Raw genomic sequence first — 26,791 nt, 5'->3', positions numbered from 1 at the left:
TCTTTCTATGAAAAAAATCGTTGTTATTTTGAAGGATACAACGCTATTTCAGAACAGCCTCGACTTTCTCCGGCGTAATATTCCCATGTTCGCCCAGGGCAACATGCCCGTGTTCTTTAAGTTTATCGATTACTGCCGGAATACTATCCTCTCCCAGACCATAATCAGATAAGCGGGTTTTAATGCCCAATGTTTCGAAAAACGCCACCGTAGCATCGATAGCCTGAATGGCCATCGTTTCGGTATCAGATGCGGGGATATTCCAGACGCGTTCACCATACTGTGCGAGTTTCTGTTTTTTGTCGGCCAGGTTGAATTTCCAGATGGCTGGGATCATTACCGCCGGCGTGCAGGCATGATCCAGACCATACAGGCCAGTAATTTCTTGCCCGATCAGATGTGATGCCCAGTCCGCAGGCGTCCCCGTACTGAGCAGGCCGTTCAATGCCATTGTTGCAGCCCACATAATGTTCGCCCTGGCATCGAAATCCGTCGGATTTACCAACACCTTAGGCCCCTCTTCTTTCAATGTGTTCAGTAGCCCTTCTGCCAGACGATCTTGTACTTTGGCATTTACTGGAAAAGTCACATATTGCTCAAGGACATGCACAAACGCATCGACCACTCCATTCGCCGTCTGATGTTGGGGCAACGTAAATGTCAGTTCAGGTTCCAGAACCGAGAACTGCGGCATAACGTATGGGGATGCAAAAAACAGCTTATCTTTTGTTTCTGCTCTTGTAACAACTGCGACATTATTCATTTCTGAACCTGTCGCGGCAATGGTCAGAACACAGCCGACCGGTAGAGCCTTTTTAACAACGCTCCCGTAACTTTTGACAATATCCCAGGCATCACCTTCGTAGCACGCAGCCGCTGCGACAAATTTGGTGCCGTCAATAACCGATCCCCCACCTAGTGCCAGCAAAAAATCGACGCCTTTATCCTTAACGAGTGCAACAGCTTGCATCAGCGTTTCGTAATGAGGATTAGCTTCGATGCCCCCGAACTCATAAATCGTATGGTCTTTCAGCGAACCCCGAACCTTTTCCAGCGAGCCATTACGTTTAACACTCCCGCCTCCGTAGATAATCATGACTTTATTATTTTTTGGGATTTCATTGACAATTTTTGGAATTTGATCACGCCCGAAAATTATTTTCGTCGTGTTATGAAACGTAAAGTTTTTCATGATTAGACCTTACTTTGATATTTAGGTGTTTTTAATGCTTGTCACTCTTAATACGCAAAACAACAGTGCAATGGCATTTTTTCCACTGCATCTGAGAATGCCGTTAGGCAATATTCATTGGTTGTTAAGATATTTATTGAAAAATGCCGTGATGTTATCGAACGGAATTTTATCCATGCGATCATACAAATCAACATGTGTGGCATCTTTAACAATCAAAAGTTCTTTTGGTTGATTTGCCGCCTCGTATGCCGTTTTGGAGAAATAAAGCGAGTGCGCTTTTTCACCATGTACAAACAAGACAGGACGCGGAGATATTTCTTTAATATAGGTCATCAGCGGGAAATTCATGAAGGACATCGGCGTTGTTACCGACCATGAGTTCCCGGAGTTAACCGCACGCGGATGGTATCCACGCTTTGTCATATAGTAGTCCGCATAGTCTACGAGGAACTGCGCTTCGCCACCTTTCAGTTTGTTGTAAGGGGGCTGATATGCAGGTTTACCGTTTGCTGCATCTTCCCAGCGCTGAAGGCTCAGTTTTTCAAGCACCTGCTCGCGTTGTTCAGGGGTTACACTGTCATTGTACCCTTTCGACATAACACGGCTCATATCATACATGGTGCTCGCAACGACAGCTTTTACACGTTTATCAACGGCAACGGCATTCAATGCAATACCACCCATGCCGCAGATCCCAATGACACCGATACGTTGACGATCAACATAAGGCTGCAATCCAATGAAATCGACCGCAGCCATAAAGTCTTCGGTATTGATATCAGGAGAGGCAATATTGCGCGGTTCTCCACTGCTTTCCCCGGTATAGGAAGGATCAAAAGCCAGCGTTATAAATCCACGCTCTGCTAACGTTTGTGCATAAAGACCTGACGCCTGCTCTTTTACGGCACCGAAAGGACCCGATACAACAATAGCAGCAAGTTTTTTATTTCCGCGATCTTTTGGAAGATACACATCTGCAGCCAGCGTAATGCCATAACGGTTTTTAAAAGTAACTTTTTGATGATCCACTTTGTCACTCCTTCGGAAGGTTTTATCCCACGTCTGAACCAGACGTACAGCAGAATCCGATACACCTGACGTCGGCTGGGCGAGCGCAGATTCTGTTGAAATCATGGACAGCGCACCGGCAAGGAGTGCGCCGTTGAAAAAATGCTTTGAGAATTTTATGGTCATGGTATTAAAACCTTTCATTGATTTATATGAAGTTCATTTTTTAAACAGCATGTATGCGCATTTCAGTCATAACTCTCTCCAGATGACTTGTCGGGAAATTTAAAGAGTACTTTTTGCATAAACGGTTTTAATATATTCATCGTCATGAGCAGATTTACCGTGTCAGGGTCCTGCTTGAGTATTGCTATTTTGGTTATCCTTGGGGAAATGTGTTATTAAATAACTCTGTATTTTTTGCCTGATCCTATGAAATTGCAGTGAAAGCATATATTTCATTTTTTTGAGCTGGTAAGTTAACGCCGTAGAGAAGTAACGAGTTTGAGGCATTCAAAATGATCACAGGCAATTCGATTAAGGACTTACTCGGGACGCTGACCCGGGATATCACGGCGCGCACACCTGGTACCGGTGATTTCCCGACAGCCGTCGACGGACTGGAGTTATTCCGGCGAAATGAGCCGGCTTCGCCGGTAAGCTGCCTGGTCCCTCCCAGTGTCGTACTGGTAACCGAGGGTGCAAAGATCATGTGGATTGGGGGTGAACCTTATCAATATGATGCGGAAAAATTTCTGATTACGTCTCTCGATTTACCCGCCAGCTCAGAAGTGCTGAAAGCGTCGGCATCCCGCCCATGCGTTGGTATAGCCTATAAACTCGACCAGCGCGTTTTGATGGAATTAATTGCCCAGGGCGGCCTGGCTCCGGTCAAAAAAAGAGACGCCGGGGCCGGTGTCGGAATCGGTACGCTTTCTGATGTTCTGCTGGAGCCTTTCTGCCGTCTGCTTTCATTGCTTGACGAGCCAGAAGCAATCCCGGTTCTTGGCCCTCTTATTCAGCGTGAAATACATTACCGGCTTTTGATGAGCGACCAGTCCGATCATCTCAGACAGATTGCCGCCGTAGACGGGCATGGCTACCGTATCGGCAAAGCCATTGACTGGTTGAAAACCAACATTGCATCGCCTTTACGTATTGAAGAGCTTGCGAGTCGGGTGCAGATGAGCACGCCCTCTTTTCACCACCATTTCAGGCAACTTGCCGGGATGAGTCCGCTTCGCTACCAGAAATGGCTGCGCCTGAATGAAGCAAGACGGCTTATGCTGAATGAGCATTTTGATGTCACCACGGCGGCCTTTGCTGTCGGCTATGAGAGCCTTTCCCATTTCAGCCGTGAATATGCGAGGATGTTTGGGATATCGCCAAAAAGAGATATCACTGTTCTGAGGCAGTCTGCCAGTAAACTTTAATATTCCACCGAACTACAGCCATTGATTTCTGTGTTTGGAGCGCCCTTTCCGTCAGCTTCACCACGGACACAGACTGTGACGGCTAAGTCGTTTATTTACTGGATCCTCTTCTCTTTTTGTCATCCGGAACAAATTTACGTTATGTTGACGGAATGTTTCCTTCATCCGTCCTCATAATGTTTGATACGCACGATGAAATTTAACGCCTTCATGCGCCTCGGTCCCGCATTCTTCCTTTTACAAACCGCAACGACCCTCAGCCTGTTGGCTGGGCATGTATTCCGTCTGGCTCTGGCATGGTGGTGCTTAAAGGAAACCCATTCAGCGGTCGCCTTCTCATCACTGATCGCGTTTTCCGTTGCCGCCGAGATTTACCTGAAGCCTTTTCTCGCCTCATTCGGCGATCGGTTTCACCGCGTAAAGTTTATTAACGGCTGTCAGCTCGCGGTTTTCGTCATCATGATGCTCTTTTCTCTTGCCTGTTCGGCGGGACAATTCCACCTTGTTTTACTGACCGCAGGCCTCATCGCGATGAGCGCGGTGGCATCAGTCAGAGAGCCCACCATCATGGGTCTGATCCCCGATCTGGTCGATGACGGTCATGTTTCACGCGCCATATCCAGCCGCTCGGCCATTAATTCCGTGATTATGCTCACCGGGCCGGTGCTGGCCGCCTCGCTAATCGCGTTGTTTTCTATTGGCCTGGCGCTTTATGCCGCCGCGTTACTGCAAGGATTATCGTGCCTGGCCTGCGTTCTGCTTGCGAAACGGCCTGTGTGCGTGCATTCGCCACACGCAGGTGAAAGCTGGTTCAGCAAAACGAAAGGCGGATTTGTCGCCATCTACCGTGTCAAATCAGAGTTTCACATCGCCTTAATTTCCGCGCTCATCAATTTTACGATGTTCCCCTTCTTTTCTGTGACCATTCCGTTTTGGATGAGCACGGAGTTGCACCTGCCCGCCTCGTACCTTGGCGCATTTGAATTTTCCTTCGCCATCGGATTACTGGCCGGCAGTCTCTACCTTAATGCGGCAATAACCCGAAACGTTGGACGTTTCTGGAATGTCGTTATCGGGTTTATTTTGTTGGGTGGGAGCGTCCCGGCTATTGTGCTGGTCCCGAATATCAACACCTCGATTGCGCTGGCCTTCTTCTGTGGCCTGGCGTTCTACTTAATCAATGTGAATCTCAGCACCCTGAGAGCGACCGCCACCCCCGGACATTATCGGACACGGATGGCGGCCATGTCGGCGTTTCTCTCGAGTCTGGTCAACCCTTTCGGCGTCATGATAGCTGGCGGGTTTATTCACTGGCTGGGTGTGAGTGTGTTCACGCTCTTTTCAGGGCTTGCCGTGTTAATGATAGCCCCTCTGCTACTCTGTTCATGGCATCTGAAGAGGGCGCTGTCCCTTGAAGAGGGTGAGATGAAAGGCTATTACGAAAAAACCTACCCGAAGGCCTTCACCAAAGAGGGATAAGAAACACAGTCCTCAGTCCGTTTACGCGTCAGGCGCAATCGGACTGAGTCTGGTTGCTGGGCGTTAACCGCGCCCGACAAACGGCATCTTGGTCGCCATCACGGTGATAAACTGCACATTGGTATCAAGCGGAACGCTGGCCATGTAGACCACGCTGTTAGCGACCTGCGACACATCCATCATCGCTTCCACCGCCAGTTCGCCATTGGCCTGCTTCACGCCTTTAGACATCCGCTGCGATAGTTCCGTATACGCATTACCTATATCAATCTGCCCACAGGCGATATCGTACTTTCTGCCATCGAGCGAAATACTCTTCGTCAGCCCGGTCACGCCATGCTTGGTTGCCGTATAGGCTGCCGAATCAGGACGCGGCGCGTGCGCCGAAACAGACCCATTGTTAATGATACGGCCCCCCTGCGGGGTTTGTTCCTTCATCAGGCGGAATGCGCCCTGAGCACAAAGGAACATTCCGGTCAGATTGACATTCACCACGGCGGACCACTTCTCGTAGCTCAGCTCTTCAAAGGGGATACCGGGAAAATTGGTTCCGGCATTATTAAACAACACATCAAGGCGCCCGAGCTTATCCTTGATCCGCGCAAACAGCGCATTGACCGATTCGGGGTCGGTTACATCAGTCGGTACGACCATGGTCTGGCCGCCGTCACTGCTATCTTCCATCGCGGCAACTGTCTCCAGTAGCGGATCCAGACGACGGCCAGCGAGAACAACAAAATAGCCGGCACGGAACAGCGCCAGCGCCGTTGCCCTGCCAATCCCGGTGCCCGCGCCGGTGACCAGGGCAATCTTTCTTGAGGTGATCATCACTGCTTCCTTTATTTAATAGTTTGATAAACAGAATAATAGCAGTCCTGCTCAACGGGTCAGACTGTTCTCGGGACGCTGTCCGGAAAGCGCCTGGGCAAGACTCGCCAGCACCATTTCTCCCATCGCGGTACGCGTCTCCACCGTGGCACTGGCGCGATGCGCCTGCAACACAACGCTGTCCAGTCCAAAAAGCACCTCAGGAACATTCGGTTCATCAACGAAAACATCCAACCCCGCACCGCTGATGCGACCTTCGGTTAACGCCGCGACCAGATCAGGTTCATTGACCAGTTTTCCGCGAGCGATGTTCACGAGGAAACCACCCTGTCCCAGCGCATCAAGTACTGCGGCATTAATAATGCCTTCCGCTTTGTCCGCAGAAGCGGAAAGGATTAGCGCGTCGCTCTGGCGGGCCAGTTCCTGAAGGTCAGCAATAAACGGGTAATCAAGGTCTTGCATGGCATGCAGATCGGTATAGCTGATCGGGCATCCGAATGCCGATGCGCGGGCGGCAATGGCGCGCCCTACCCGGCCCATTCCGACAATGCCGACCCGCATGCCGCTGAAACGGCGGGAAAGCGGTATGGACCCCGGATGCGGATTTTTCGCCCACAGGCCGTTACGCACCACGCGATCGCCGGAACAGATACCGCGACAGGTCGCGATCAGCAGGCCAATGGCAAGGTCAGCCACATCTTCTGTCAGCGCGCCAAGCGTGGCAGTAACATGAATTCCACGTTTGCGGGCGTAGTCCAGATCGACCGCATCCACACCAACGCCATTAATAGCGACCACTTCAAGCGCGGGCAGTTTTTCCATAAGCGCATTGCTAATACCCGTATGACCACCGGAGACAACGCCACGAATGCTATTACCGTGTTCTTTAATAAAGGCCTCTTTATCGTCGATCTCAAAGTAACGGTAAACGGTATAGAGGTCGTTCAATTTCTCGCTAATCGCGGGAATCAAAATAGGGTTTAACTGTAAAATACTGGGTTTCATAACATCAGATCCATAGTTGCGCCAATCAATGGCTGGCGTGTTAGTCGTTATTGCCTGCGCACTGCCGAATTTATGGCAGGTCTCTTTCAAGTATTTCAATGGCGATATTTTGCGGTCCGCGAATAAAGCACCCGCGCACACCGGGACGAAGCGTTTTTGGCTCCTGAGTAAATACCACGCCGCGTTTTTTTAATTCGGCGGCCACGTCATCGAGGTTGTCGACCGTCAGGCCAAAATGGTCCAGCCCCTGGTATGGCGGCAGTGGTGCTGGCGCAACGCCATCGCCATCAGTTACTGGCGCGATAAAGATATCGATTCCGGCAAGGCGAATATCCACTTTGCCTGGCTTACGGATAATTTCGGCATCCAGGCAACGTTCAAACCATGACGCGGTCAATTCCGGGTCTTGGCTACGCAGTTGTAAATGGTCCCATTTAAACTTAATCACTTCTCTCTCCCTCGTTATAATTCCAGCCTGACCGTATGACGGTTTGATTATTTAACGGCGCAGGCTGAATAAATCAGTACACAATCGCGGTGGCATTTAACGTGCTATTTCGCCAATCGCGTTAATCCATTTCAATTCGGGATAATGGTCCGAGAAGGAATGAATAGGCGAATGCGCCAATCAAACACATAATCCCCATCATATTGAGCGCCCAAAAGAACTGGCCCGTAGCATGCAGAATATAACCAATCATGATCGGCGTGGTGACGCCAGCAATATTAGCGGCAAGGCTGGTGATGCTGCTGGTTAACCCAATATATTGCCGTGGTGCAATTTCCGACACAGCAGCCCAGGACGACGACCCTACCCCCTGCGCAAAGAAAGAGACGGTTAAAATAGCGATAATCAACTCATTCGAGGTGACGAAATTAACCAGTAATATAGAAGACCCCAGCAGCGTACCGATGATCAACGGCGCTTTGCGCGCTGCTGACATAGAATAACCACGGCGAATGAAATAATCAGAGAAGAAACCCGCTAACAGAATCCCTGCGGTTGCGCCGAGAAATGGCAACGCCTGGAAAATCCCCACCTTAATCATTGTCATCTGACGCTCTTCGACGAGATAAGTCATAAACCAGGTGGTGAAAAATACCAGGATGGCATTATTGCAGAATTTACCCAGACAAATCGCCAGAATTTGACGGTGTTTCAACAAGCGCAGCGCATTTTTCCAGTCGAAACGGTCACGCTCTTTTTTACCGACAAGGCCGCCGCCCTCACGAATATGCTTCAGTTCCGCCGCATTTGCCGAGCGATGATTGAGCGGATCGCGGTACCAGAAGTACCACAGAATACCGAAAAGCACGCCAGCACCACCGGTCAGATAAAAGGCGGAACGCCAGCCAAAACCATTCGCCATCCATAAAATCAGACCGGTGAATAAGGGGGTACCGATGTATTGCCCCATAACATATACGCTGGTCGCAAATCCCCTTTCGCTGGTCGGAAACCACATGGTGACCGCGCGTGCATTAGAGGGAAAAGCCGGTGCTTCAAGGGCCCCAATCGCCAGTCGTGAACCGAACAGCATATTAAATCCGCTTGCCAGCCCTTGCGTCATGGTCGCCAGCGACCAGGTAATCAGCGAAAAAGCGTAAGCAATACGGGAGCCTAGCACGTCGGCAATAATACCACCGGGGATAAGCGCAAAGGCATATGTCAGGCCAAATGCCGCGAATATCTGTCCCATCTGAACTTTATCGAGAGTCAGATCTTTACTGATAAACGGGGCCAGAATACCAATACACGACCTGTCGACAAAATTAAGGATTGTCGCAAACAAAATAAGGCCCAGCATGTAATATCGAATGCGTGTTGCCTTTCGCGGTGTTGCTATGTCGGCCTCTCTTGCTGCCTCGGCAAGCTCTGGTTGTTGCACATGGTTCATATTTTTGTCCTTCATGGATTTGTAGGTGTTCTTTTATTTACCGCCCTGCAATTTCAGAGAGGTAATAATTACGGGTAAGTGTTCTTGCCGACAAAAATGTGCGGTAGTTGTTATAATTAATGCTTTATATTTACCGTCATTCATTTTGTCGTTTTGATCATTGAGTACTTATTTGACGGTAGAATAAGGTCTTATCAGGATCAATCTTGATTAAATTAATCAATATAAATATCTGTCATCAGAACTCAGGAGTGTGACGAGTGAGTGATAGATTGCATCTCTTCGTTGACAACATCCTTATTCAGGTATCTCAAAATGACATGCAATGAGAAAACGAAGCGGCAGAGTATTTATTTCCTCGCTTTATGTCACGTCATCACCAATATCTCACCATTTTGCGACCTGGCTATCAGTTGATTATGTTAATCAACATTGATTGAACAACGACTGAAATATAAAGTTTATTGATTCGGTTCAGTGGTGATCAGGCTCAATGATGGAACCCAAAACTAAAGTAGCGCCATGGCTTACGCTGGAGGAGGTTCAGGACTTTCTCGGCGTGCGTGCGCAAACCATCTATGCATACGTTAGCCGTGGATTGATTGCCTCCCATCCGGATCCACACAACATACGCCGCAGCCTGTACAGCGCCGAGAATATACAGAAGCTGAAACAGAAGAAGCAGCAAGGCCGGAAACGGGAAACGCTCGCCGCAAATACCCTTTTTGGCACCGAACCCAGTATTCCGACAGCTATCTCGACGTTTGCCCGTGGTCGTCTGTTTTACCGGGGAAAAGATGTGATCAACTTTGCTAAAGAGGCGACGCTGGAAGAGACCGCCCGCCTGCTATGGGACGCAGAAAGCCTGGACGCGTTTTCCGTTCAGGCGCGTGATTACCCGCCCTATCCGCCGGATCGCACGCATGCGTTTGTCGCGCTGGCAACGGCAACCGCCACGGGCCATTCCACCCATGCGCGCACGCCACGCGTACTGCATGCAGAAGCGGCAAACCTGGTCGGCCATCTGGCCTCGACATTTGGTGCCGAAAATACCCCCTCTTTGCTGATTCATCAGCGTCTCGCAAAGGGCTGGGGAAAAGAAAAGGATGTGGCGGATCTCCTGCGCAAAGCGATGGTGTTGCTTGCCGATCATGAGCTGACCAGCTCCGCGTTCGCCACGCGTATTGCCGCCTCTAACGGCGCATCGTTACCCGCCTGTCTGCTGACCGGGCTGGCGACCTTTACCGGCCCGCTGCATGGCGATGCCACCCCGCGCGTGAAAGCGCTGTTAGATGAGGTCGAGCGTTCCAGTGCCGAACAGGTGGTTAACCGTTATCTCTCCTCGGCGCTGCCGATTCCGGGCTTCGGCCACCATCTGTATCCCGATGGCGACCCGCGCGCGGTCGCCCTGCTGGAAGAGTTCGAGCCGCCGCAAGAGATCGCCAAATTTATCGAAAAGGTCACGACCCTGACCGGGCTTTATCCCAACATTGATGCGGTGCTGGCCGCTCTGGTAACACGTTACCGGCTACAGGGCGATGCGGCCTTTGCGCTTTTCTCCATCGCCCGCAGCGTCGGGTTGCTGGCGCATGCGATGGAGCAAATCAACACCTGTAAGGTGATTCGCCCGCGCGGTCGCTACATCGGGCCAGATCTGAATGTGCCGGGGAACGGGCGCAACTAAGCAGGCATAAAAAAACCGACAGCATTTCTGCTGTCGGTTTTTACAGGCTCAGGGGCTACATCAGGCGTTCAGCAGTTGCTGACCGCACGCTTTCACGCTTTCCAGCAGCACTTTAACGTCCTGCAGGTTGACGGTCGGGTTCAGCAACGTCAGTTTCAGGCAGGTGATGCCATCTGCTTCGGTTACACCCACGTTCGCCGCGCCAGAAGCCAGCAGCGCATCGCCGATACGCTGGTTCAACAGGGCAACAAATGCCATATCTCCCTGCGCCGGACGGAAGCGGAACAGCACGCTCGCCAGTTGCGGTTTCATGACCAGTTCCAGTTGCGGCTGTTCAAGAACCCAGGCGGCCACATCCTGCGCCAGCGTTACACCGTTATCGATGATTTCGGCATATTTCTTCTGACCCAGTGCTTCAAGGCCCATCCACAATTTCAGGGCGTCAAAACGACGGGTGGTCTGTAAAGACTTCGATACCAGGTTCGGAACACCGTGCTCTTCGTCAAAGTCGGAGTTCAGGTAAGCCGCCTGGTAACGCATCAGTTGATAGTGACGGGCATCTTTGAGCAAGAATGCGCCGCAACTGATGGTCTGGAAGAACTGTTTGTGGAAATCCAGTGTCACGGAATCCACTAACTCAAGACCGTTCAGGTAATGACGATACTTCTCGGACAGCAGCAGTGCGCCGCCCCAGGCTGCATCGACGTGAACCCAGATCCCTTCTTTTGCCGCCAGTGCTGCGATATCGGCCAGCGGATCGATAGCGCCCGCATCGGTGGTGCCGGCGGTTGCGACAATCGCCATCACCTGCTCACCGTTGGCTTTCGCCTGTGCCAGTTTCTCAGACAGATCGCTCACGTCCATGCGTGAGAATTCGTCCGTTTTCACCAGCGTGACAGAACGGTAGCCCAGCCCCATAAGCGCCATATTCTTCTGCACAGAGAAGTGCGCATTTTCAGAACAGAACACTTTGAGCTTGCTGAGATCGCCCGTTAAGCCGTTCTGCTGAACAGAGTGACCCTGACGCGCGAAGAATGCATCACGCGCCAGCATCAGGCCCATCAGGTTACTCTGCGTCCCGCCGCTGGTGAACACACCCGCGTCGCCCGCCCCGAAACCGACCTGCTCACGCAGCCATTCAACCAGCTTCACTTCCATGATGGTGGCAGACGGGCTTTGATCCCAGGAGTCCATACTCTGGTTGGTGGCGTTAATCAGCACTTCCGCCGCCTGGCTAATCACCAGACTCGGGCAGTGCAGATGCGCCACGCACTGCGGGTGGTGCACGGACAGACTGTCTTTGAGGAAGTACTCCACGGCGCGCTCAATAGCGGCCTGGTTACCCAGGCCCTGAGAGTTGAACTCTAACTTGATGCGCTCGCGGAGCTGCTCGACGGTCTTGCCCTGATACATCTCAGGTTGCTGTAACCATTGCACAACGGCTTTTGTGCTTTGCTCAATGGCGTCCTGATAGGCAGCAATGCTCTGCTCAGAACCTGACAGAATCGGATTAATATCAGACATGCGATCGACAACTCCGATTAAACAGGCTTAACGCCAGCGTTCAGCAACGCGGTTTCAAATTTATCCAGGAAGATTTCCAGTTCTGCATTGCTGATCAGCAGCGAAGGCAGCAGACGCAGTACACAACCGTTACGGCCACCGCGCTCCAGAATCAGACCCGCTTTGAAGCACTCTTTCTGCAGCAGTGCAGACAGTTCGCCATCAGCCGGGTAGCAACCCATGTGATCCTGCGCTTCGTTCGGCTTCACGATCTCGATACCGATCATCAGACCCAGACCGCGAATGTGACCGATAACCGGGTAACGTTGCTGCAGCTCGGCCAGTTTGCCTTTCAGCCACTCGCCCTGCACAGCGACTTTATCGGCAATGCGATCGTCTTTGAGGATTTTCAGTGTGGTCAGGCCGGTAGCCATTGCCAACTGGTTGCCACGGAACGTCCCGGTGTGGTGACCCGGAGCCCAGGCGTCAAACTGTTTTTTGATACCCAGTACAGCCAGCGGCAGACCGCCCCCCACAGCTTTGGACATGACAATAATGTCAGGCTCAATACCCGCGTGTTCAAAGGCGAACAACTTACCGGTACGGGCAAAACCAGCCTGCACTTCGTCGATAATCAGCATAATGCCGTGTTCCTGGGTCACTTTACGGATCCGCTGCAGCCACTCAGCCGGGGCCGGGTTAACACCGCCCTCGCCTTGTACGGCTTCCAGGATCACAGCAGCAGGCTTACGCACACCGCTTTCGACGTCGTTAATCAGGTTATCGAAGTAGTAGGTCAGCGCTTTGACACCGGCTTCACCGCCGATACCCAGCGGGCAGCGGTACTGGTTCGGATACGGCATAAACTGGACTTCTGGCATCATACCGTTGACGGCTTCTTTCGGTGACAGGTTACCCGTCACGGAGAGCGCGCCATGGGTCATGCCATGGTAACCACCGGAGAAGCTGATCACGCCAGAACGGCCAGTGACCTTTTTCGCCAGTTTCAGTGCGGCTTCAACGGCGTCAGCGCCGGAAGGACCGGTAAATTGCAGGCAGTATTCTTTACCCTGACCCGGCAACAGCGACAGAAGATAAGATGAAAACTCATCTTTCAACGGCGTGGTCAGGTCGAGCGTATGTAACGGTAAGCCACTGGTAATGACACTTTGGATGCTCTGAAGCACTTCAGGATGGTTATGACCAAGCGCCATCGTCCCGGCACCTGCGAGGCAGTCAAGGTATTGATTGCCCTCCACATCAGTGATCCAAACGCCCTGTGCTTTGGCAATCGCTAAAGGCAATTTGCGCGGATAGCTGCGGACATTGGATTCAAACTCAGCTTGTCTTGCTAAAAAGGTTTCATTGCTTTGCGGTAATGAATTAGCACTCAAAGTATCAATACGGACTTTATCCGTCATCATATCACTCCTACAACCGCGGGTATGTTTAACGCCGGATTGAATTAATGTTTAAGGGGGGGTGTAAAAAACGCGGCTAATATATGTTTTTTTAGCAACGGACTCAATATTTTATTTTCCACACCCGTTTAAGGCTTTTTTATTTGAAATCAATGAGAAACAACGCAACTGGCTTTAATGCAGGCATCATATTTTGTAACTAATTCTGTTACTTAGTGAGTAATGCCTGTTTTATGTACAACATCATGATAACAACATCGCCTTAACCTATATTATGGTTATTTATTCTGGCTTTGCTGTCATTTAAAGTTAATGATGATGGAAATAGTTGAGTGCATTATTATTTTTTTTACTTCTTTGCCATAAAGCGTAAGGAAATTATCGATCCGGCGGGTTAAATCACTTACTATGCCCGCGATAAAAATCCCGCACGTCGCGATAGCGGGTAAAAGCGACGATTTCGTTTGTTAAAACTAACGAGAAAACGTGACGTTTTCTCGCAAGCTTACCCTGCGCGACAAAGAAGAAACGCATATTGCAAAAGGAATTAATAATTTAAGTCATAAATAAGTAACACCCCGGTAACGCGTTACAGGCAAACATGTTATCGACAACGGGAGCAACATCCTGGGTTGTAACCAGAAATGTTCGCGGGCGGACATTTCGTAAGGCGTAAGCCGCTGACGTAACGGGTATATCCCCTTCACGCAGCCCGCTTCCCTTATGCCGAGAATGAAAATTTTCATGCCATTCCTTATATGGCGCCCTGATATGAGATTGTTATGACTCGCATTTATCCACAAATCGTTGTTGCGAAATTTGGCGGCACCAGTGTTGCTGATTTTGACGCGATGAACCGTAGTGCCTCCATCGTCCTTGCCGATCAAGATGTTCGTCTGGTTGTATTGTCCGCCTCTGCTGGCGTCACCAATCTGTTAGTGGAGCTTTCCGCTGGCCTGGAGAGTGGTGAACGCACGGACAAAATCGAAACGCTACGCGCCATTCAGTACAACATTATTTCTCGCCTGAGCCAGCCAACCGCTATCAGTCAGGAAATCGACCATCTGCTCGAAAACATCAGCCGTCTTGCCGAAGAAGCGGCCAGCGTCAGTTCAACGGCGTTGAACGACGCGTTAGTCAGCCACGGCGAGCTGATGTCCAGCCTGCTGTTTGTTGAAGTGTTGCGCGAACGCGGCGTTGAAACACAGTGGTTCGATGCCCGCAAAGTGATTCGCACAAATGACTGTTTCGGCTGTGCAGAACCGGTGCCTGGGGCAATCGCAGAACTGGCGGAAAAACAGCTACGCCCGCGTCTTGAGCAGGCGCTGGTGATCACTCAGGGCTTTATTGGCAGTGATGCGAAGGGGCATACGACAACGCTGGGTCGCGGCGGTAGCGATTACAGCGCGTCACTGTTTGGCGAGGCATTACACGCCGCACGTGTGGATATCTGGACCGATGTTGCCGGGATTTACACCACCGATCCCCGCATTGTTCCCCAGGCGCAGCGCATGGATAACGTCTCATTTTCTGAGGCCAGCGAAATGGCGGCCTATGGCGCAAAAGTGCTGCATCCGGCCACTATGCTGCCGGCGATGCGCAAAAATATACCGGTCTTTGTGGGCTCCAGTAAAAACCCGTCGGCGGGCGGCACGCTGGTGTGTTGCCATGCGGATAACCCACCCCGCTACCGGGCGCTGGCCGTGCGTCGTAAACAGACGCTGCTGAAATTGCACAGTCTGCATACCCAACCGGCCTGCGTTTTTTTGGCTGAGATGTTTGCGGTGTTGTCGCGACATAATACGGTGATTGATTTGGTCACCACCTCAGAAACCAGCATTGCGCTGATCCTCAACGCATCGGGCGCGACCTCCGGTGATGCAGACTCATTGACCACATCGTTGTTGACCGAACTCTCTTCCCGCTGTCGCGTTGAGCTGGAAACCGGTCTGGACCTGGTGACGCTCATCGGTAACGACCTGACTCAGGCTTCCGGTGTCTGCAAAGATGTGTTCACTGAGCTGGAAAAACATCACGTGCGGATGATTTGCCACGGTGCGTCCGACCATACGCTCTGTTTCCTGCTGCCGGCCGCCTCCTCAGACAGCGCGGTAAAAACGCTTCATCGCAGTTTATTTGAATAAGACTGCGCAACCCGAAGCGAGCGGATGTCCTGCTCGCTTCGGGTCAACGACCTACGGTATTTAAGCCGGGCTGGTTTCTGGTGTTACCCCTTCAACGTGTTGCGGCTTAATTTTTGCCACCAGCGCCGAAACATTCACGTTGTCCGTTTTCTCGGGATCCAGATAGGTTTGTGCATAATCAAGCCAGACGCCCGATTGCAGGAAGAGGATAAACAGCTCCCGGTCCAGGTGATGTTCATTGACCATACTGACCATGATACCCAGCGCCTCAGAAAGCAATTTCCCCGGTTTATACGGTCGGTCGATGGCCGTTAATGCTTCGAAAACATCGGCAATCGCCAGCATTTTGACCTGCATACTCATCTGCGAATCATTAAGCTGATATGGGTAGCCTTTGCCGTCTACCCGTTCATGATGTCCACCCGCAATCGTCGGCACATTGGCCATTGTGCGTGGGAATGGCAAATTATCCAGCATGATAATGGTCTGCATAATGTGTTCATTGATTTTGTAGCGCTCTTCCTCATTCAACGTGCCGCGCCGGATACGCAAATTATAAATTTCACCATGATTATACTGGTACAACGGTTTTTTCAGTTTGAAGTGATATCTGTCAGCCTCTTTACTGACATCGGTGCGGTAGACAATGTGCTCTTCTTTATCTGCGAGCATCGGCTCTTGTGCGGGTAACGGCGCGGCGGGCTGACGTTGTTTACGCATCAACTCCTCTTGTGAAATGCCCACAGTATCGTCGAGTGTGCGCGTCCAGCGGTAGTTGGCAATCTTACTAATACGTGCCAGTGCATTATCAGAGAGAAACTCGCTGCCAATATTACAGCGGGCAATAAAGTAGAAATCGTCGTCAAGCTGGCGCAACGTCGCGTCCAGCGCCTGCGTATCAGTGCCCTTCCCGTGAGGGCGCAAGAACTCAATTTCTTTTTCCCGTTTAAGCAGTTCAAAGCGCATGCGGATTTCATGGATCCGGTTGTAGATCTGCTCAAGCTTGGTGGCTTTATCCACGACAACTTCCGGGGTGGTGATCTTCCCGCAATCATGCAGCCAGCAGGCGGTATGTAATTCGTCCCACTCATTTGCGGAAAGCGTAAAGCTGGCGAAAGGCCCGTCTTGTGCTTCTACGGCGGCTTTTGCCAGCATTTTTGTGATAACCGGGACGCGCTGGCAATGGCCACCGGTATAGGGGCTTTTCTCATCAATCGCCCCGGCGATCAGTTTAATAAAGGCATTGAGCAGTTTCTTCTGTTCTGCCAAAAGATGTTGCGCTTCGATCGCCACCGAAAGCATGCCGACCAGCGAATTAATCAACTGAATTTTTGCATTTTCCTGTTTATCGCTCAGCACATCGGTATTAAACAGCAGCAGGAAACCCATGGGGTGATTATCGTGGGTTTGCATCGGTACGGCGACATAACGCACCGGGAGATGCGGTAAAAGAAACGCCAGCAGTGACGGGGGGATATTTTCACGGGTCAACATGCCGCTTACCGTCTGCCCCTGTAAGAGTTGCCAGAACCTGGCGTAGTGTTCATGGTCAACGGCGAGCGGTTGAATGTCCGAGAAATCGATGTTTTCCTCGCGCCAACGAAACGCGGCGGGCGTGAACACATTCGCATCCTGATTGGAAAGAAAAACCATTCCGCCGGTCATGTCAGCGATTTCCGTCGTTTCGGTCAGTAGTCCCTGCATTTGCTGGGTAAAATTATTCTTAACGGTCAGCATACTGCCCATCGAAATAAATTTGATCAGCGTCTGCTTCATTTTTGCCATCGCAGTATGCAAATCATCTATCTCTTCGATGATCGATCGGCCACCGGGACGCTCTTCGGCCTCAAAATTTAACTGGCTTATCTCCTCCGCATCTTCACGCAGTCTGAGTAACGGATGAGAGATTTTGCGCGAGAAATACCAGATAACCGGCAGGCTGAGGAGGAGTAACAGGAAAGCGATCAGCGTGGAACGATCGCTGATTGCACTGGCATCGGCCGTCAAAAAAACCGCCGGGGTGGCAATCACCAGTCGGTAGTCATTTCCCGAACTGTGAATGTTAACCACCGAGCCATACCAGGCTTCGTTTCCAACAGTGAAAATACGACTGCGCCTGGCATCATCATGTGCCAGTAATGATTGTAATACCGGCAAGTTATCCATGTTCAAACCGCCGTTATTACCAACCTCACCTGTTGGCAGGCTGGCGATAATCTCACCGGACTCTGACAGGATGGCGGCCTGGCTGCCAGGCGGTAGCCCTTGTTGTTGCAAAAAGGCGGAAAGTAAAGCGAGAGATACATCGAGGCCCATCACCGCATGCTGATTATCAGCCCGTTGACTGTAGGTAAAACCGGTTTCGCCTGTGGCTTTAAAAATATAATTGGGTGAGGTAATCAGTCCTTTTTCGTCGTGGGCGAGCGTATACCATTTCCGGGTGCGGGGATCGTAATTATCATAGGGCACAGTGGCCAATGAAATAATGTTTTGCGCACTGTCTAAATAAAACGCTTTTTTCTCGGGAGGATTTACCTCAAATCGGTAATTTTGTACCAGCCATTGGGCATTAGCCGGGCTTTTAAATAACGCCCGATTTTGGTTCGTTAAGCGACGAAGAATAAAAAAGTCTCCGTTGTCCCAGGCGCTGTAGACGGAGCTGGCATAATCATTCTGTTGCAGGATCGTGATGAAGCTACTCAACTGCGTCATGCGCTGTGGTTCTGTCATGGCATCAGCGACAGGCATCTTCGCCAGCATATTGACCGAACTCGCCATTGTGCGTGTCAGCGAATTCAGCTCCGCCGCCATCGCTTTACCCGTTTGTTGGTAGCGTTGATGTGTGCTGACTTCCGCAAGCTTTGTCAGCCGACTATGGTTGAAAAGAATGATAATGCTGCCAATTGAAACAATGAGTAGTGTAAAAAGAACGGTTATCTGGATGTGCAACGGATATCGGTTTTTTAGTTTTCTTATTCGCGTTTTCATTGGCGCTTTTCCTTGGGCTTTTCCAGGAAAGATACGAATACATTTCTAAGCATAACCGAAGCCGTTAAAAGCGACAGGCGCTCCAAAAAAAGACTATTTTTCTGCGTATTAAGTCAGAATTTGCCCGATCCTGTCATGCATTAAGCCCTGCAAGTTGTCGTTACCACTGGCAAAGCAGCATCGGTCGGCCGCTCTGCGCGTGTGCGCAATACGCTTTAACGCATTGACTTACCCCGTAATAAGCCGAAAATGTGCCTCCAGGCGACAACCTGAAATACTGGAGTATCCCATTAACCGCTCACGTCGTTTGTTTCCATTAACGAAAATCAAAAAAGCCAGTGTGTTTATGGCAACGGCGCTGTTACTCGCCAGTTGTACCTCTAAGCCACCCGTCTCGCTCGTTACCCCGCTTCCACCGATCGCTAAACATCCCATCGCGGATAAAACGTCGCAAAACAACGAGCCGGTGCGTGGGATCTGGCTGGCAACAGTTTCCCGTCTTGACTGGCCGCCGCTTGCCTCGGTGAATGGCGTAGGCAGTGCGCAAAGCCGTATTGATCAGCAGCAGCAAGCCATGCGGGTAAAGCTGGATAAGCTCAAAAGCCTTGGCATCAATACCGTCTTTTTCCAGGTAAAACCGGATGGCACGGCGCTGTGGCCGTCAAAAATTCTGCCCTGGTCCGATACCCTCACGGGGAAAATTGGTCAGGATCCGGGCTACGATCCGCTGCAATTTATACTCGATGAAGCACACAAGCGCGGTATGCGGGTACACGCCTGGTTTAACCCTTACCGTGTATCCACCAATATTAAACCCTCTACGGTGGCCGGGCTGAATTCAACCCTGCCGCTGCATCCCTCCAGCGTCTTTGTCCTGCATCGCGACTGGGTACGTACGGCGGGTGACCGGTTTGTTCTGGATCCCGGTATTCCGGATGCGCGGGACTGGATAACCAGCATCGTGGCAGAGGTTGTCAGCCGCTATCCGGTCGATGGCGTGCAGTTTGATGACTACTTCTATACCGAGACGGCGAGTTCTGCACTTAATGACGGCGAGACGTTCAGAAAATATGGTCAGGGATTTGCGTCGAAGGCCGACTGGCGACGGCATAATACGCAGCAGTTGATTGAACAGGTTTCGCGTACCATCAAACAGATTAACCCGGATGTTGAGTTTGGCGTCAGCCCAGCCGGGGTATGGCGTAACCGCTCTTTCGACCCGGCAGGTTCCGATACGCGAGGCGCCGCTGCCTATGATGAGTCTTTCGCTGATACCCGCCGCTGGGTACAGCAAGGATTGCTGGACTACATCGCCCCGCAGTTATACTGGCCGTTTGCCCGTGACGCGGCGCGTTATGATGTGCTGGCGAAATGGTGGGCGGACGTTGTAAAACCGACGAAAACTCGTCTGTATATTGGCGTTGCGCTGTATAAAGTGGGCGAACCATCAAAGAATGAGCCGGACTGGACGGTCAATGGCGGCGTGCCGGAACTGAAAAAACAGCTCGATTTGAATGAGTCGACGCCGCAAATAAAAGGCACGATTCTGTTCCGCGAGGATTATCTGAACCAACCGCAAACCCAGCAGGCGGTCAATTATCTGAAACGTCGCTGGGGTAATTAATCACATTCTGGCGGGTGCCATTACTACACACCCGCCAGAATATTAATTGCCGATCCCTGCCGGATTATATCCCATATGAAAGCTGTCGCTGAAATGTATCACTTCCAGCCCGACTTTCCTGAATAAGATTTCCAGTGATTGCTTTGTGTGAATGGTGATATGTCCATTTCGTGGCGCAATATACCAGTGGTTCATCCCCTCACGGGTGGTTGAGTCATTAACCAGTGTGGAGAAAAATATCGCACCTTCGTTTTCTTTCAAATAATCGCAGGCAGCCATAAGCGTCTCAACGGGCGTGGGCGTATGTTCAAACACCTCAAAACAAACAATCAGTTCAAATTTACCTGTCGGGAGATGGTTATTAAGATGGAACGGATCCCAGCCAACAGCATCCACACCCTCTGCACATAACAGTTGCGCAAGCTGCCCATCGCCACCGCCATAATCCAGAACACGCCACTCTTTAATCGCTTCAAAATTGGACATAATTAATTCGAGATTACTTTTCGAGCGGGCACCTGTAAAATCTGGATCATGCAACACATATTCATCGTTATAGATATGCGTTTTAAAATCATCAAATGTCCAGTCATCGAAAGCATGGGTATAAATTAATCCGCAGTTTTCGCAGCGATGGTAATAAATGGGCACGCCGGTTAGCGGAAGTACGGCATGATCAGGTAATGTGCTCAAACAAGAGGTGTTGAAATCAAGCACACCGTGCAATTGAGCGTTTCCGTCACATATCTTACATTTCGAACGTTGTTGCAGCCCTTTAATAATCATACACCCTCGCGATAACCAGCTCATTGCCTTCAGATTAGCGTTCAACGATACCAACCCTGACGACAACTCATGTAGAGAAAAACCCCCCTTTTCATAGCTAATTTGCACCATCAGCGAGCATATTTGTTTCTGTCGCGTCAAAACCCCGTATGTCGCGCCAGCGATGTCACATCACATCAGGTGCCTTAGCATTTTGATATTCTTATCGTTCGGTTCCTGATGCAGCTCAACACAATATTTTTCGCCGTAGACTTCGAGTAATTTTTGTACCGTGCCGCGACTGTTTCTGCTATCCATCCACAGCTCTTCTCTTGCCTTATCGCCAATTTTAACCATCTCGTTGTGGCTTAGTGCAGGCGGGGTTGTGCCGAAAAACAGCATGCTGTTCTTTTTATAATTATCCTGTGCATGTTCATTACCTAATTCATCAACGGCTAAACCACACTTTAATAATTTTTTAACTTTCGTTTCCTGGGTGTCACAACCTTGCAAAAGGAGAAGACTAAAAGCAATTATTACTGCTCTTGTGAGTTTCATTCCTGACCTTAACTAAAATAAAAAGCCGCGATTTCATGCAATTATATTAAAATCCGTATGAAAGATGTAGTCTGTCCTGAAATAACTGAGAGCACGCACCTGCAATTAAGGAAAATAAATGAGCACTACAAGCACCTCCATCGCATTAGGCTATTCTGATGTCCCGCCGGGACATGTGGCATCGGTCGTCACCTGTCTCGAAATGCGTTCCAAACCGCAGCAGGAAACCTTACCCCTGCCCGAGGGCATCACCCTGGCGCCGCTGGTTAATGTGGATTTGGTCGCCTACCGCGCGCTGTTTCGCAAGATTGGCGCTAAATGGCTGTGGTTTTCCCGTCTCTATATGGCCGATGACAAACTGACCGCTATCCTGAACGACCCGAACGTTGAAGCCTGGGTTATTCGCGATGGCGCAGAGGATATCGGTATGCTTGAGCTGGATTTTAGTGAACCCGGTCAATGTGAACTGGTGTTTTTGGGGCTGGTAGAGGGCACAACCGGCAAAGGGCTGGGCCGCGCCGTTATGAGCAGAGCGACAGAACGCGCTTTTGCGAAACCCATCGAACGTTTCTGGGTACACACCTGTACCTTTGACCACCCGTCGGCGCTCAATTTTTATATCCGCTCAGGCTTTGTCCCCTACGCTTTTCAGGTTGAAGTACAGGCCGACCCGCGCCTGACAGGCCATCTACCTGCCGACGCCGCACCGCACATTCCGCTGATCAGATGACGTTGTAAGCGGCGCGAAGCGTATTAAGCAGCGCCTGCGCCGCCGTGGAAAGCTGCGCATGGTCGAGGCGAAGAATCCCCACGCGCCGTTCGATCACCGGGTTTATCAAGGGTACACACACCGCCCCCAGTTCGATCATCTGTTTTTCGCACAACGCGGGCACCGCGCTTGCGCCAAGACCACTAGCCACCATACGACCGACCGTCACCAGTTGATGACTTTCAAAGGCCACTTCCAGCTTATGCCCACTACGGGCCAGTCTCTCTTCGAGCATGATGCGTACCGCTGAAGGCCGTTGCAGCGTAATAAAATCGAGCTTAAGCAGTTCACGCCAGCTAACCTGCTCCTTTTGTGCCAGCGGACAGTCGCGCGGTACCACGGCCAGAAAGCGATCCATGGCCAGCGGCGTAAAGTGCAGGCTGGACGCGGGCTCCGGTTCAAAGGCGATCCCCATCTCCACCCGCCCGTCGCTTATCATCTCGATCACCTGTTCGTTAATGACATCATGCACCGTCACGTTAATACCCGCATAGCGATCGCGAAACGCCTTAAGCACGGGGGGAAGCGCGTTGGCAGCGAAAGACGGCATCGCGGCAACCGACACCTTGCCTCTCTGTAGCGTAAAACGCTGACGCAGCGCCTCTTCGGCGTTATCGCAATCGGCAATAAGCTGGCGCGCCATCGGGAAAAGCGCCTCGCCTTCCGGCGTAAGGGTGACCCGCCGCGTGGTCCGCATCAGCAATGCGCCCCCCAGAACCTCTTCCAGCCCGCGAATCGCCAGACTCAGGGCCGGTTGCGACATATTCAGCTTTTCACTCGCATGGGCGAAGTTAAGAGTGTGAGCTACCGCTAAAAACGCGCGTAACTGTTTGATGGTCATTCTCATTTATCATTTCATTAACTTATTGAAAAAGATTAATTAACAAAAAATTAATAAGAAAAGCAAATCAATCCGTCACAAAATCAAAATTAACAAATCATTTTTCACCCCGGATGATGCCGCAAAAGGACAACACAGGGGCAAGCGAATGGCTGGACTGGATAAACGCGTCGCAAGTTATCAAGAGGCGCTCGAGGGGCTTAGCAACAACATGACGGTACTGGCTGGCGGCTTTGGCCTGTGCGGTATTCCGGAAAATCTCATCGCCGAAATCCGCCGCCGCGATGTACACGGCCTGACGGTGGTTTCCAATAACTGCGGTGTCGATGGCTTCGGCCTTGGCGTCCTGCTGGAAAGCCGCCAGGTCCGTAAAGTCATCGCCTCTTACGTTGGCGAAAACGCCCTTTTTGAAGAGCTGGTGATCAAAGGGGAGCTTGAAGTGGAGCTGACGCCGCAGGGCAGCCTGGCCGAGAAGATCCGCGCCGGCGGTGCCGGTATTCCGGCTTTTTTCACCGCCACCGGTTATGGCACCCCTGTCGCCGAGGGCAAAGAGGTGCGTGAATTCGCCGGTCGCCCGTACATCCTGGAAGGCGCCATTACCGGCGATTTCGCCATCGTTAAAGGCTGGAAGGCCGACTGGTACGGCAATGTCATCTATCGCCACACGGCGCAAAATTTCAACCCGCTGATGGCCACCGCCGGAAAAATAACCGTGGTGGAGGTGGAAGAGATTGTGCCACCAGGTGAACTCGACCCCGCCGCCATTCACACCCCCGGTATCTATGTGGATCGCCTGATTCAGGGCCGATTCGAAAAACGTATTGAACAGCGCACGCTGCGCGCATAAGGAGCCGATATGTTGACACGTGAACAGATGGCGCAGCGCGTGGCGCGCGAACTGCGTGATGGCTACTACGTCAATCTGGGTATTGGTATCCCGACACTGGTAGCGAACTTCGTCCCGCCTGGCGTTGATGTGATGCTGCAATCCGAAAACGGCTTGCTCGGTATGGGGGCGTTTCCCACCGAAGCTGAGTTAGATGCCGACATGATCAATGCCGGAAAGCAGACAGTGACCGCCAGACCCGGCGCGGCCATTTTCGACTCGGCGCAGTCCTTCGCCATGATCCGTGGCGGCCACGTGGATTTAACCGTCCTTGGCGCCTTTGAAGTGGATGTCGACGGTAATATCGCCTCGTGGATGATCCCCGGCAAAATGGTGAAAGGCATGGGCGGCGCGATGGATCTGGTGGCGGGCGCGGAAAACATTATCGTGGTGATGACCCATGCCTCAAAAAGCGGTGAGTCCAAATTGTTGGATCACTGCACCCTTCCGCTGACCGGGGCGAACTGCATTCGCCGCGTTCTGACTGACCTGGCCTACCTGGAAATTGAGAACGGGGCGTTCGTGCTTAAAGAGCGCGCGCCGGGCGTCAGCGTGGACGAGATCGTCAGCAAAACTGCCGGGCGCCTCATCGTGCCTGATGTGGTCCCCGAGATGCGTTTCCAATGAGGAGCGAACAGATGCAGGACGTGGTAATTGTCGCAGCAACCCGTACACCCACCGGTAATTTTCATGGCGCGCTGGCTCCCCTCCCGGCGGTTGAGCTTGGCGTCGTTGTAGTGAAAGCGTTGCTGGAAAAGAGCGGAATTCGTCCCGATCAGGTAGACGAGGTCATTTTTGGCCAGGTGTTAAGTGCGGGCTGCGGGCAAAACCCGGCGCGGCAGACGGCGTTGCAGGCGGGGATCCCGGTGACCACACCCGCGGTGACTATCAACCAGGTTTGCGGCTCCGGGCTCAAAGCGGTATTGCAGGCGGTGCAGGCGATCCGCAGCGGCGATGCGCACATTGTGATCGCCGGCGGTCAGGAAAGTATGAGTAACGCGCCCTATCTGCTGGACGGCGCGCGCGCCGGGTTACGCCTTGGTCACAGCAATATGCTTGATAGCGTGATTCACGACGGTTTGTGGGATGCGTTCAACGACTATCACATGGGCATTACGGCGGAAAACCTCGCAGAAAAATACGCGATTGACCGTGCGCGTCAGGATGCCTTTGCCCTTACCTCACAGCAAAAAGCGGTCGCTGCCCGTGAGGCCGGGCGATTCAGCGCGGAAATCACCCCCGTTAGCGTTCCGCGCGGCAAAAAAGAGCCGCTTGTGGTCAGCCAGGATGAGCCGCCGCGCCCGGAAACCTCGCTGGAATTATTAAACCGTCTGCGCCCGGCGTTTCGACCGGATGGCGGAACGGTGACGGCGGGCAACGCATCATCACTCAACGACGGTGCCGCGGCAGTGCTGGTGATGAGTGCGGAGAAAGCCCGCGCGCTTAACCTTACCCCAATGGCCCACATTGCCGGCTATGCGGTGGCGGGTGTTGATCCGGCGGTAATGGGGCTTGGCCCGGTTCCGGCAACGCGTGCGGCCCTGAAACGCGCAGGCTGGGATATCAACGACCTTGATCTGATTGAAGCTAACGAAGCTTTTGCCGTCCAGGCGCTGGCCGTCGGCGACGAACTGGGCTGGAACAGCGAACGCGTCAATGTGAATGGCGGCGCGATCGCCCTCGGTCATCCGATTGGCGCGTCGGGCTGTCGCATTCTGGTCACGCTCCTGCATGAAATGCAGCGCCGTGATGCACACAAAGGGCTGGCGACGCTTTGCGTCGGCGGCGGTCAGGGCGTCGCGCTGGCGGTGGCCCGATGAAGGAGAACAGCATGCAGCAGACCGTGGTCATCGGCGCAGGCCTCATGGGGATCGGCATTGCCACCCACTTCGCCCGCTTTCATCAGGACGTTCTGATCTACGATACCGACCCGGCTCGTCTGGTAGAAGTGGCAGGTGCCGCGAGCGCCATCCTCAGCGAACTGCAGGACGCCGGGCAATTCAGCGACACAGACAAACCGGCGACGCTGGCGCGGCTTCACGTGACAACGTCACTTGACGATCTTGCGGATGCCCGCCTGCTTATCGAGGCAATTCCTGAACGTCTGGAGCTTAAACACGCGCTTTATGCCGAGCTGGAAAAACGCATTGCCCCAGAGGCGATCATTGCCAGTAATACCAGCGGCCTGCCACCGGATGCGCTGGCGGCAAAACTGACGCATCCCTCGCGTCTGCTGATCGCCCATTTCTGGAACCCGCCCCACTTTATTCCGCTGGTCGAAGTGGTTCCCGGCAGCCAGACCGATCCGCAGTACGTTGAGACGGTGTATCAGCTTTTACGCCGCCTTGAACTGGAGGCGGTAAAGCTTGACCGCGCCGCTCCCGGTTTTATCGGCAACCGCCTGCAGTTTGCCCTGCTGCGGGAAGCCTTACACATCGTCCATAGCGGCATTGCCAGCGCCGGGGTGGTGGATCAGGTGATGCGTGCGTCGCTTGGTCGGCGCTATGCCATGGTGGGCCCACTGGAAGCGGCGGATATGACCGGCCTTAACACCGTACTGGACATCTATAGCCACCTGCTACCCGAGCTTGCCCAGGGCGATGCGATGCTCGAACTGATCAAGGAAAAAACGCAACGCGGCGATACCGGCGAGCGTAGCGGAGACGGATTTTATCACTGGGATGAGGCGCGACGCGTACGCATCCAACAACGACGCGCCTGGCAACTGCGTCATGCCCTAAAGCCTTAATGACCGGTTCTGT

The 26,791-nt window shown here is 52.1% G+C and carries 22 protein-coding genes; 10 read left to right on the top strand and 12 right to left on the bottom strand.

The window, feature by feature from the left end; all coding sequences use genetic code 11:
- Positions 1-43 precede the first annotated feature (43 nt).
- Together ABU190_RS04530 and ABU190_RS04525 are read right to left on the bottom strand one after the other, a co-directional pair.
- Positions 44-1,192, bottom strand: a complete 1,149-nt coding sequence (locus ABU190_RS04530; RefSeq protein WP_354690529.1) for an iron-containing alcohol dehydrogenase — start codon at positions 1,190-1,192, stop codon at positions 44-46.
- 114 nt (positions 1,193-1,306) lie between these two features.
- Positions 1,307-2,407: an alpha/beta hydrolase gene (locus ABU190_RS04525; protein ID WP_354690528.1), complete on the bottom strand. Its 1,101-nt coding sequence runs from the start codon at positions 2,405-2,407 to the stop codon at positions 1,307-1,309.
- 314 nt (positions 2,408-2,721) lie between these two features.
- Here ABU190_RS04525 and ABU190_RS04520 point away from each other — a divergent pair, with 314 nt between their 5' ends.
- Entirely contained in the window at positions 2,722-3,636 is a 915-nt protein-coding gene (locus ABU190_RS04520) for an AraC family transcriptional regulator (protein WP_354690527.1), read from the top strand.
- A gap of 192 nt (positions 3,637-3,828) precedes the next feature.
- Complete coding sequence (locus ABU190_RS04515) at positions 3,829-5,115, top strand: MFS transporter (protein ID WP_354690526.1); 1,287 nt, start codon at positions 3,829-3,831, stop codon at positions 5,113-5,115.
- Positions 5,116-5,178: 63 nt separating this feature from the next.
- Here the strand turns inward: ABU190_RS04515 and ABU190_RS04510 are convergent, their stop codons facing one another.
- The 4 genes from ABU190_RS04510 to ABU190_RS04495 all read right to left on the bottom strand — a co-directional run bounded on the left by ABU190_RS04510 (position 5,179) and on the right by ABU190_RS04495 (position 8,846).
- Positions 5,179-5,943 (bottom strand): SDR family oxidoreductase, encoded by a 765-nt coding sequence (locus ABU190_RS04510; RefSeq protein WP_071194210.1) that lies wholly within the window; start codon positions 5,941-5,943, stop codon positions 5,179-5,181.
- Positions 5,944-5,994: 51 nt separating this feature from the next.
- On the bottom strand, positions 5,995-6,948 hold the full coding sequence (locus tag ABU190_RS04505; RefSeq protein WP_354690525.1) for a 2-hydroxyacid dehydrogenase: 954 nt from the start codon (positions 6,946-6,948) through the stop codon (positions 5,995-5,997).
- Between the two features lie 70 nt (positions 6,949-7,018).
- Positions 7,019-7,396, bottom strand: a complete 378-nt coding sequence (locus ABU190_RS04500) for a VOC family protein (RefSeq protein WP_354690524.1) — start codon at positions 7,394-7,396, stop codon at positions 7,019-7,021.
- Between the two features lie 121 nt (positions 7,397-7,517).
- Positions 7,518-8,846 (bottom strand): MFS transporter, encoded by a 1,329-nt coding sequence (locus ABU190_RS04495; protein WP_071194213.1) that lies wholly within the window; start codon positions 8,844-8,846, stop codon positions 7,518-7,520.
- Positions 8,847-9,339: 493 nt separating this feature from the next.
- Here ABU190_RS04495 and ABU190_RS04490 point away from each other — a divergent pair, with 493 nt between their 5' ends.
- A complete protein-coding gene (locus tag ABU190_RS04490) occupies positions 9,340-10,530 on the top strand; it encodes a citrate synthase family protein (protein ID WP_354690523.1) in 1,191 nt (396 codons plus the stop codon).
- A 60-nt stretch (positions 10,531-10,590) separates the two neighbouring features.
- Here the strand turns inward: ABU190_RS04490 and ABU190_RS04485 are convergent, their stop codons facing one another.
- Positions 10,591-12,054, bottom strand: coding sequence for an aspartate aminotransferase family protein (locus tag ABU190_RS04485; RefSeq protein WP_039079004.1), 1,464 nt, complete (start codon positions 12,052-12,054; stop codon positions 10,591-10,593).
- A gap of 17 nt (positions 12,055-12,071) precedes the next feature.
- Entirely contained in the window at positions 12,072-13,457 is a 1,386-nt protein-coding gene (locus tag ABU190_RS04480) for a diaminobutyrate--2-oxoglutarate transaminase (protein WP_039079003.1), read from the bottom strand.
- A gap of 779 nt (positions 13,458-14,236) precedes the next feature.
- Here ABU190_RS04480 and lysC point away from each other — a divergent pair.
- Positions 14,237-15,598 carry a lysine-sensitive aspartokinase 3 gene (lysC, locus tag ABU190_RS04475; RefSeq protein ID WP_354690522.1) on the top strand — a complete coding sequence of 454 codons (1,362 nt, stop codon included), beginning with the start codon at positions 14,237-14,239 and terminating at the stop codon, positions 15,596-15,598.
- Positions 15,599-15,658: 60 nt separating this feature from the next.
- Here lysC and ABU190_RS04470 read toward each other — a convergent pair whose 3' ends face one another.
- Positions 15,659-18,586, bottom strand: coding sequence for an HD domain-containing phosphohydrolase (locus ABU190_RS04470; RefSeq protein ID WP_354690521.1), 2,928 nt, complete (start codon positions 18,584-18,586; stop codon positions 15,659-15,661).
- Between the two features lie 346 nt (positions 18,587-18,932).
- On the opposite strand from ABU190_RS04470, the gene ABU190_RS04465 reads away from it, so the two are divergent.
- The gene (locus ABU190_RS04465) at positions 18,933-20,210 is read left to right on the top strand and encodes a glycoside hydrolase family 10 protein (RefSeq protein ID WP_354690520.1); all 1,278 of its coding nucleotides are present in this window, start codon (positions 18,933-18,935) and stop codon (positions 20,208-20,210) included.
- 42 nt (positions 20,211-20,252) lie between these two features.
- Here the strand turns inward: ABU190_RS04465 and ABU190_RS04460 are convergent, their stop codons facing one another.
- Together ABU190_RS04460 and ABU190_RS04455 are read right to left on the bottom strand one after the other, a co-directional pair.
- Positions 20,253-20,996 carry a class I SAM-dependent methyltransferase gene (locus ABU190_RS04460; RefSeq protein WP_354690519.1) on the bottom strand — a complete coding sequence of 248 codons (744 nt, stop codon included), beginning with the start codon at positions 20,994-20,996 and terminating at the stop codon, positions 20,253-20,255.
- 171 nt (positions 20,997-21,167) lie between these two features.
- Positions 21,168-21,533, bottom strand: a complete 366-nt coding sequence (locus tag ABU190_RS04455; RefSeq protein WP_039078999.1) for a hypothetical protein — start codon at positions 21,531-21,533, stop codon at positions 21,168-21,170.
- 118 nt (positions 21,534-21,651) lie between these two features.
- On the opposite strand from ABU190_RS04455, the gene ABU190_RS04450 reads away from it, so the two are divergent.
- Positions 21,652-22,263 (top strand): GNAT family N-acetyltransferase, encoded by a 612-nt coding sequence (locus ABU190_RS04450; RefSeq protein WP_354690518.1) that lies wholly within the window; start codon positions 21,652-21,654, stop codon positions 22,261-22,263.
- Here the strand turns inward: ABU190_RS04450 and ABU190_RS04445 are convergent.
- Positions 22,256-23,149: a LysR family transcriptional regulator gene (locus tag ABU190_RS04445; protein WP_354690517.1), complete on the bottom strand. Its 894-nt coding sequence runs from the start codon at positions 23,147-23,149 to the stop codon at positions 22,256-22,258. The two genes, ABU190_RS04450 and ABU190_RS04445, sit on opposite strands and share 8 nt — an antisense overlap.
- 142 nt (positions 23,150-23,291) lie before the next feature.
- On the opposite strand from ABU190_RS04445, the gene ABU190_RS04440 reads away from it, so the two are divergent.
- The 4 genes from ABU190_RS04440 to ABU190_RS04425 are packed head-to-tail and all read left to right on the top strand — an operon-like array spanning position 23,292 to position 26,778.
- Positions 23,292-23,990, top strand: a complete 699-nt coding sequence (locus tag ABU190_RS04440) for a CoA transferase subunit A (protein ID WP_039078996.1) — start codon at positions 23,292-23,294, stop codon at positions 23,988-23,990.
- 9 nt (positions 23,991-23,999) lie between these two features.
- On the top strand, positions 24,000-24,656 hold the full coding sequence (locus ABU190_RS04435) for a CoA transferase subunit B (protein WP_039078995.1): 657 nt from the start codon (positions 24,000-24,002) through the stop codon (positions 24,654-24,656).
- An 11-nt stretch (positions 24,657-24,667) separates the two neighbouring features.
- Entirely contained in the window at positions 24,668-25,849 is a 1,182-nt protein-coding gene (locus ABU190_RS04430; RefSeq protein ID WP_354690516.1) for an acetyl-CoA C-acetyltransferase, read from the top strand.
- 11 nt (positions 25,850-25,860) lie between these two features.
- Positions 25,861-26,778 carry a 3-hydroxyacyl-CoA dehydrogenase family protein gene (locus tag ABU190_RS04425; protein WP_354690515.1) on the top strand — a complete coding sequence of 306 codons (918 nt, stop codon included), beginning with the start codon at positions 25,861-25,863 and terminating at the stop codon, positions 26,776-26,778.
- Positions 26,779-26,791 lie beyond the last annotated feature (13 nt).

It is taken from the genome of Phytobacter sp. RSE-02 (genome assembly GCF_040578655.1).
Classification (GTDB): domain Bacteria; phylum Pseudomonadota; class Gammaproteobacteria; order Enterobacterales; family Enterobacteriaceae; genus Phytobacter; species Phytobacter diazotrophicus.
The sequence above is the reverse complement of the archived record's forward strand: the minus strand, read 5'-3'. Positions and strand labels throughout refer to the sequence as shown.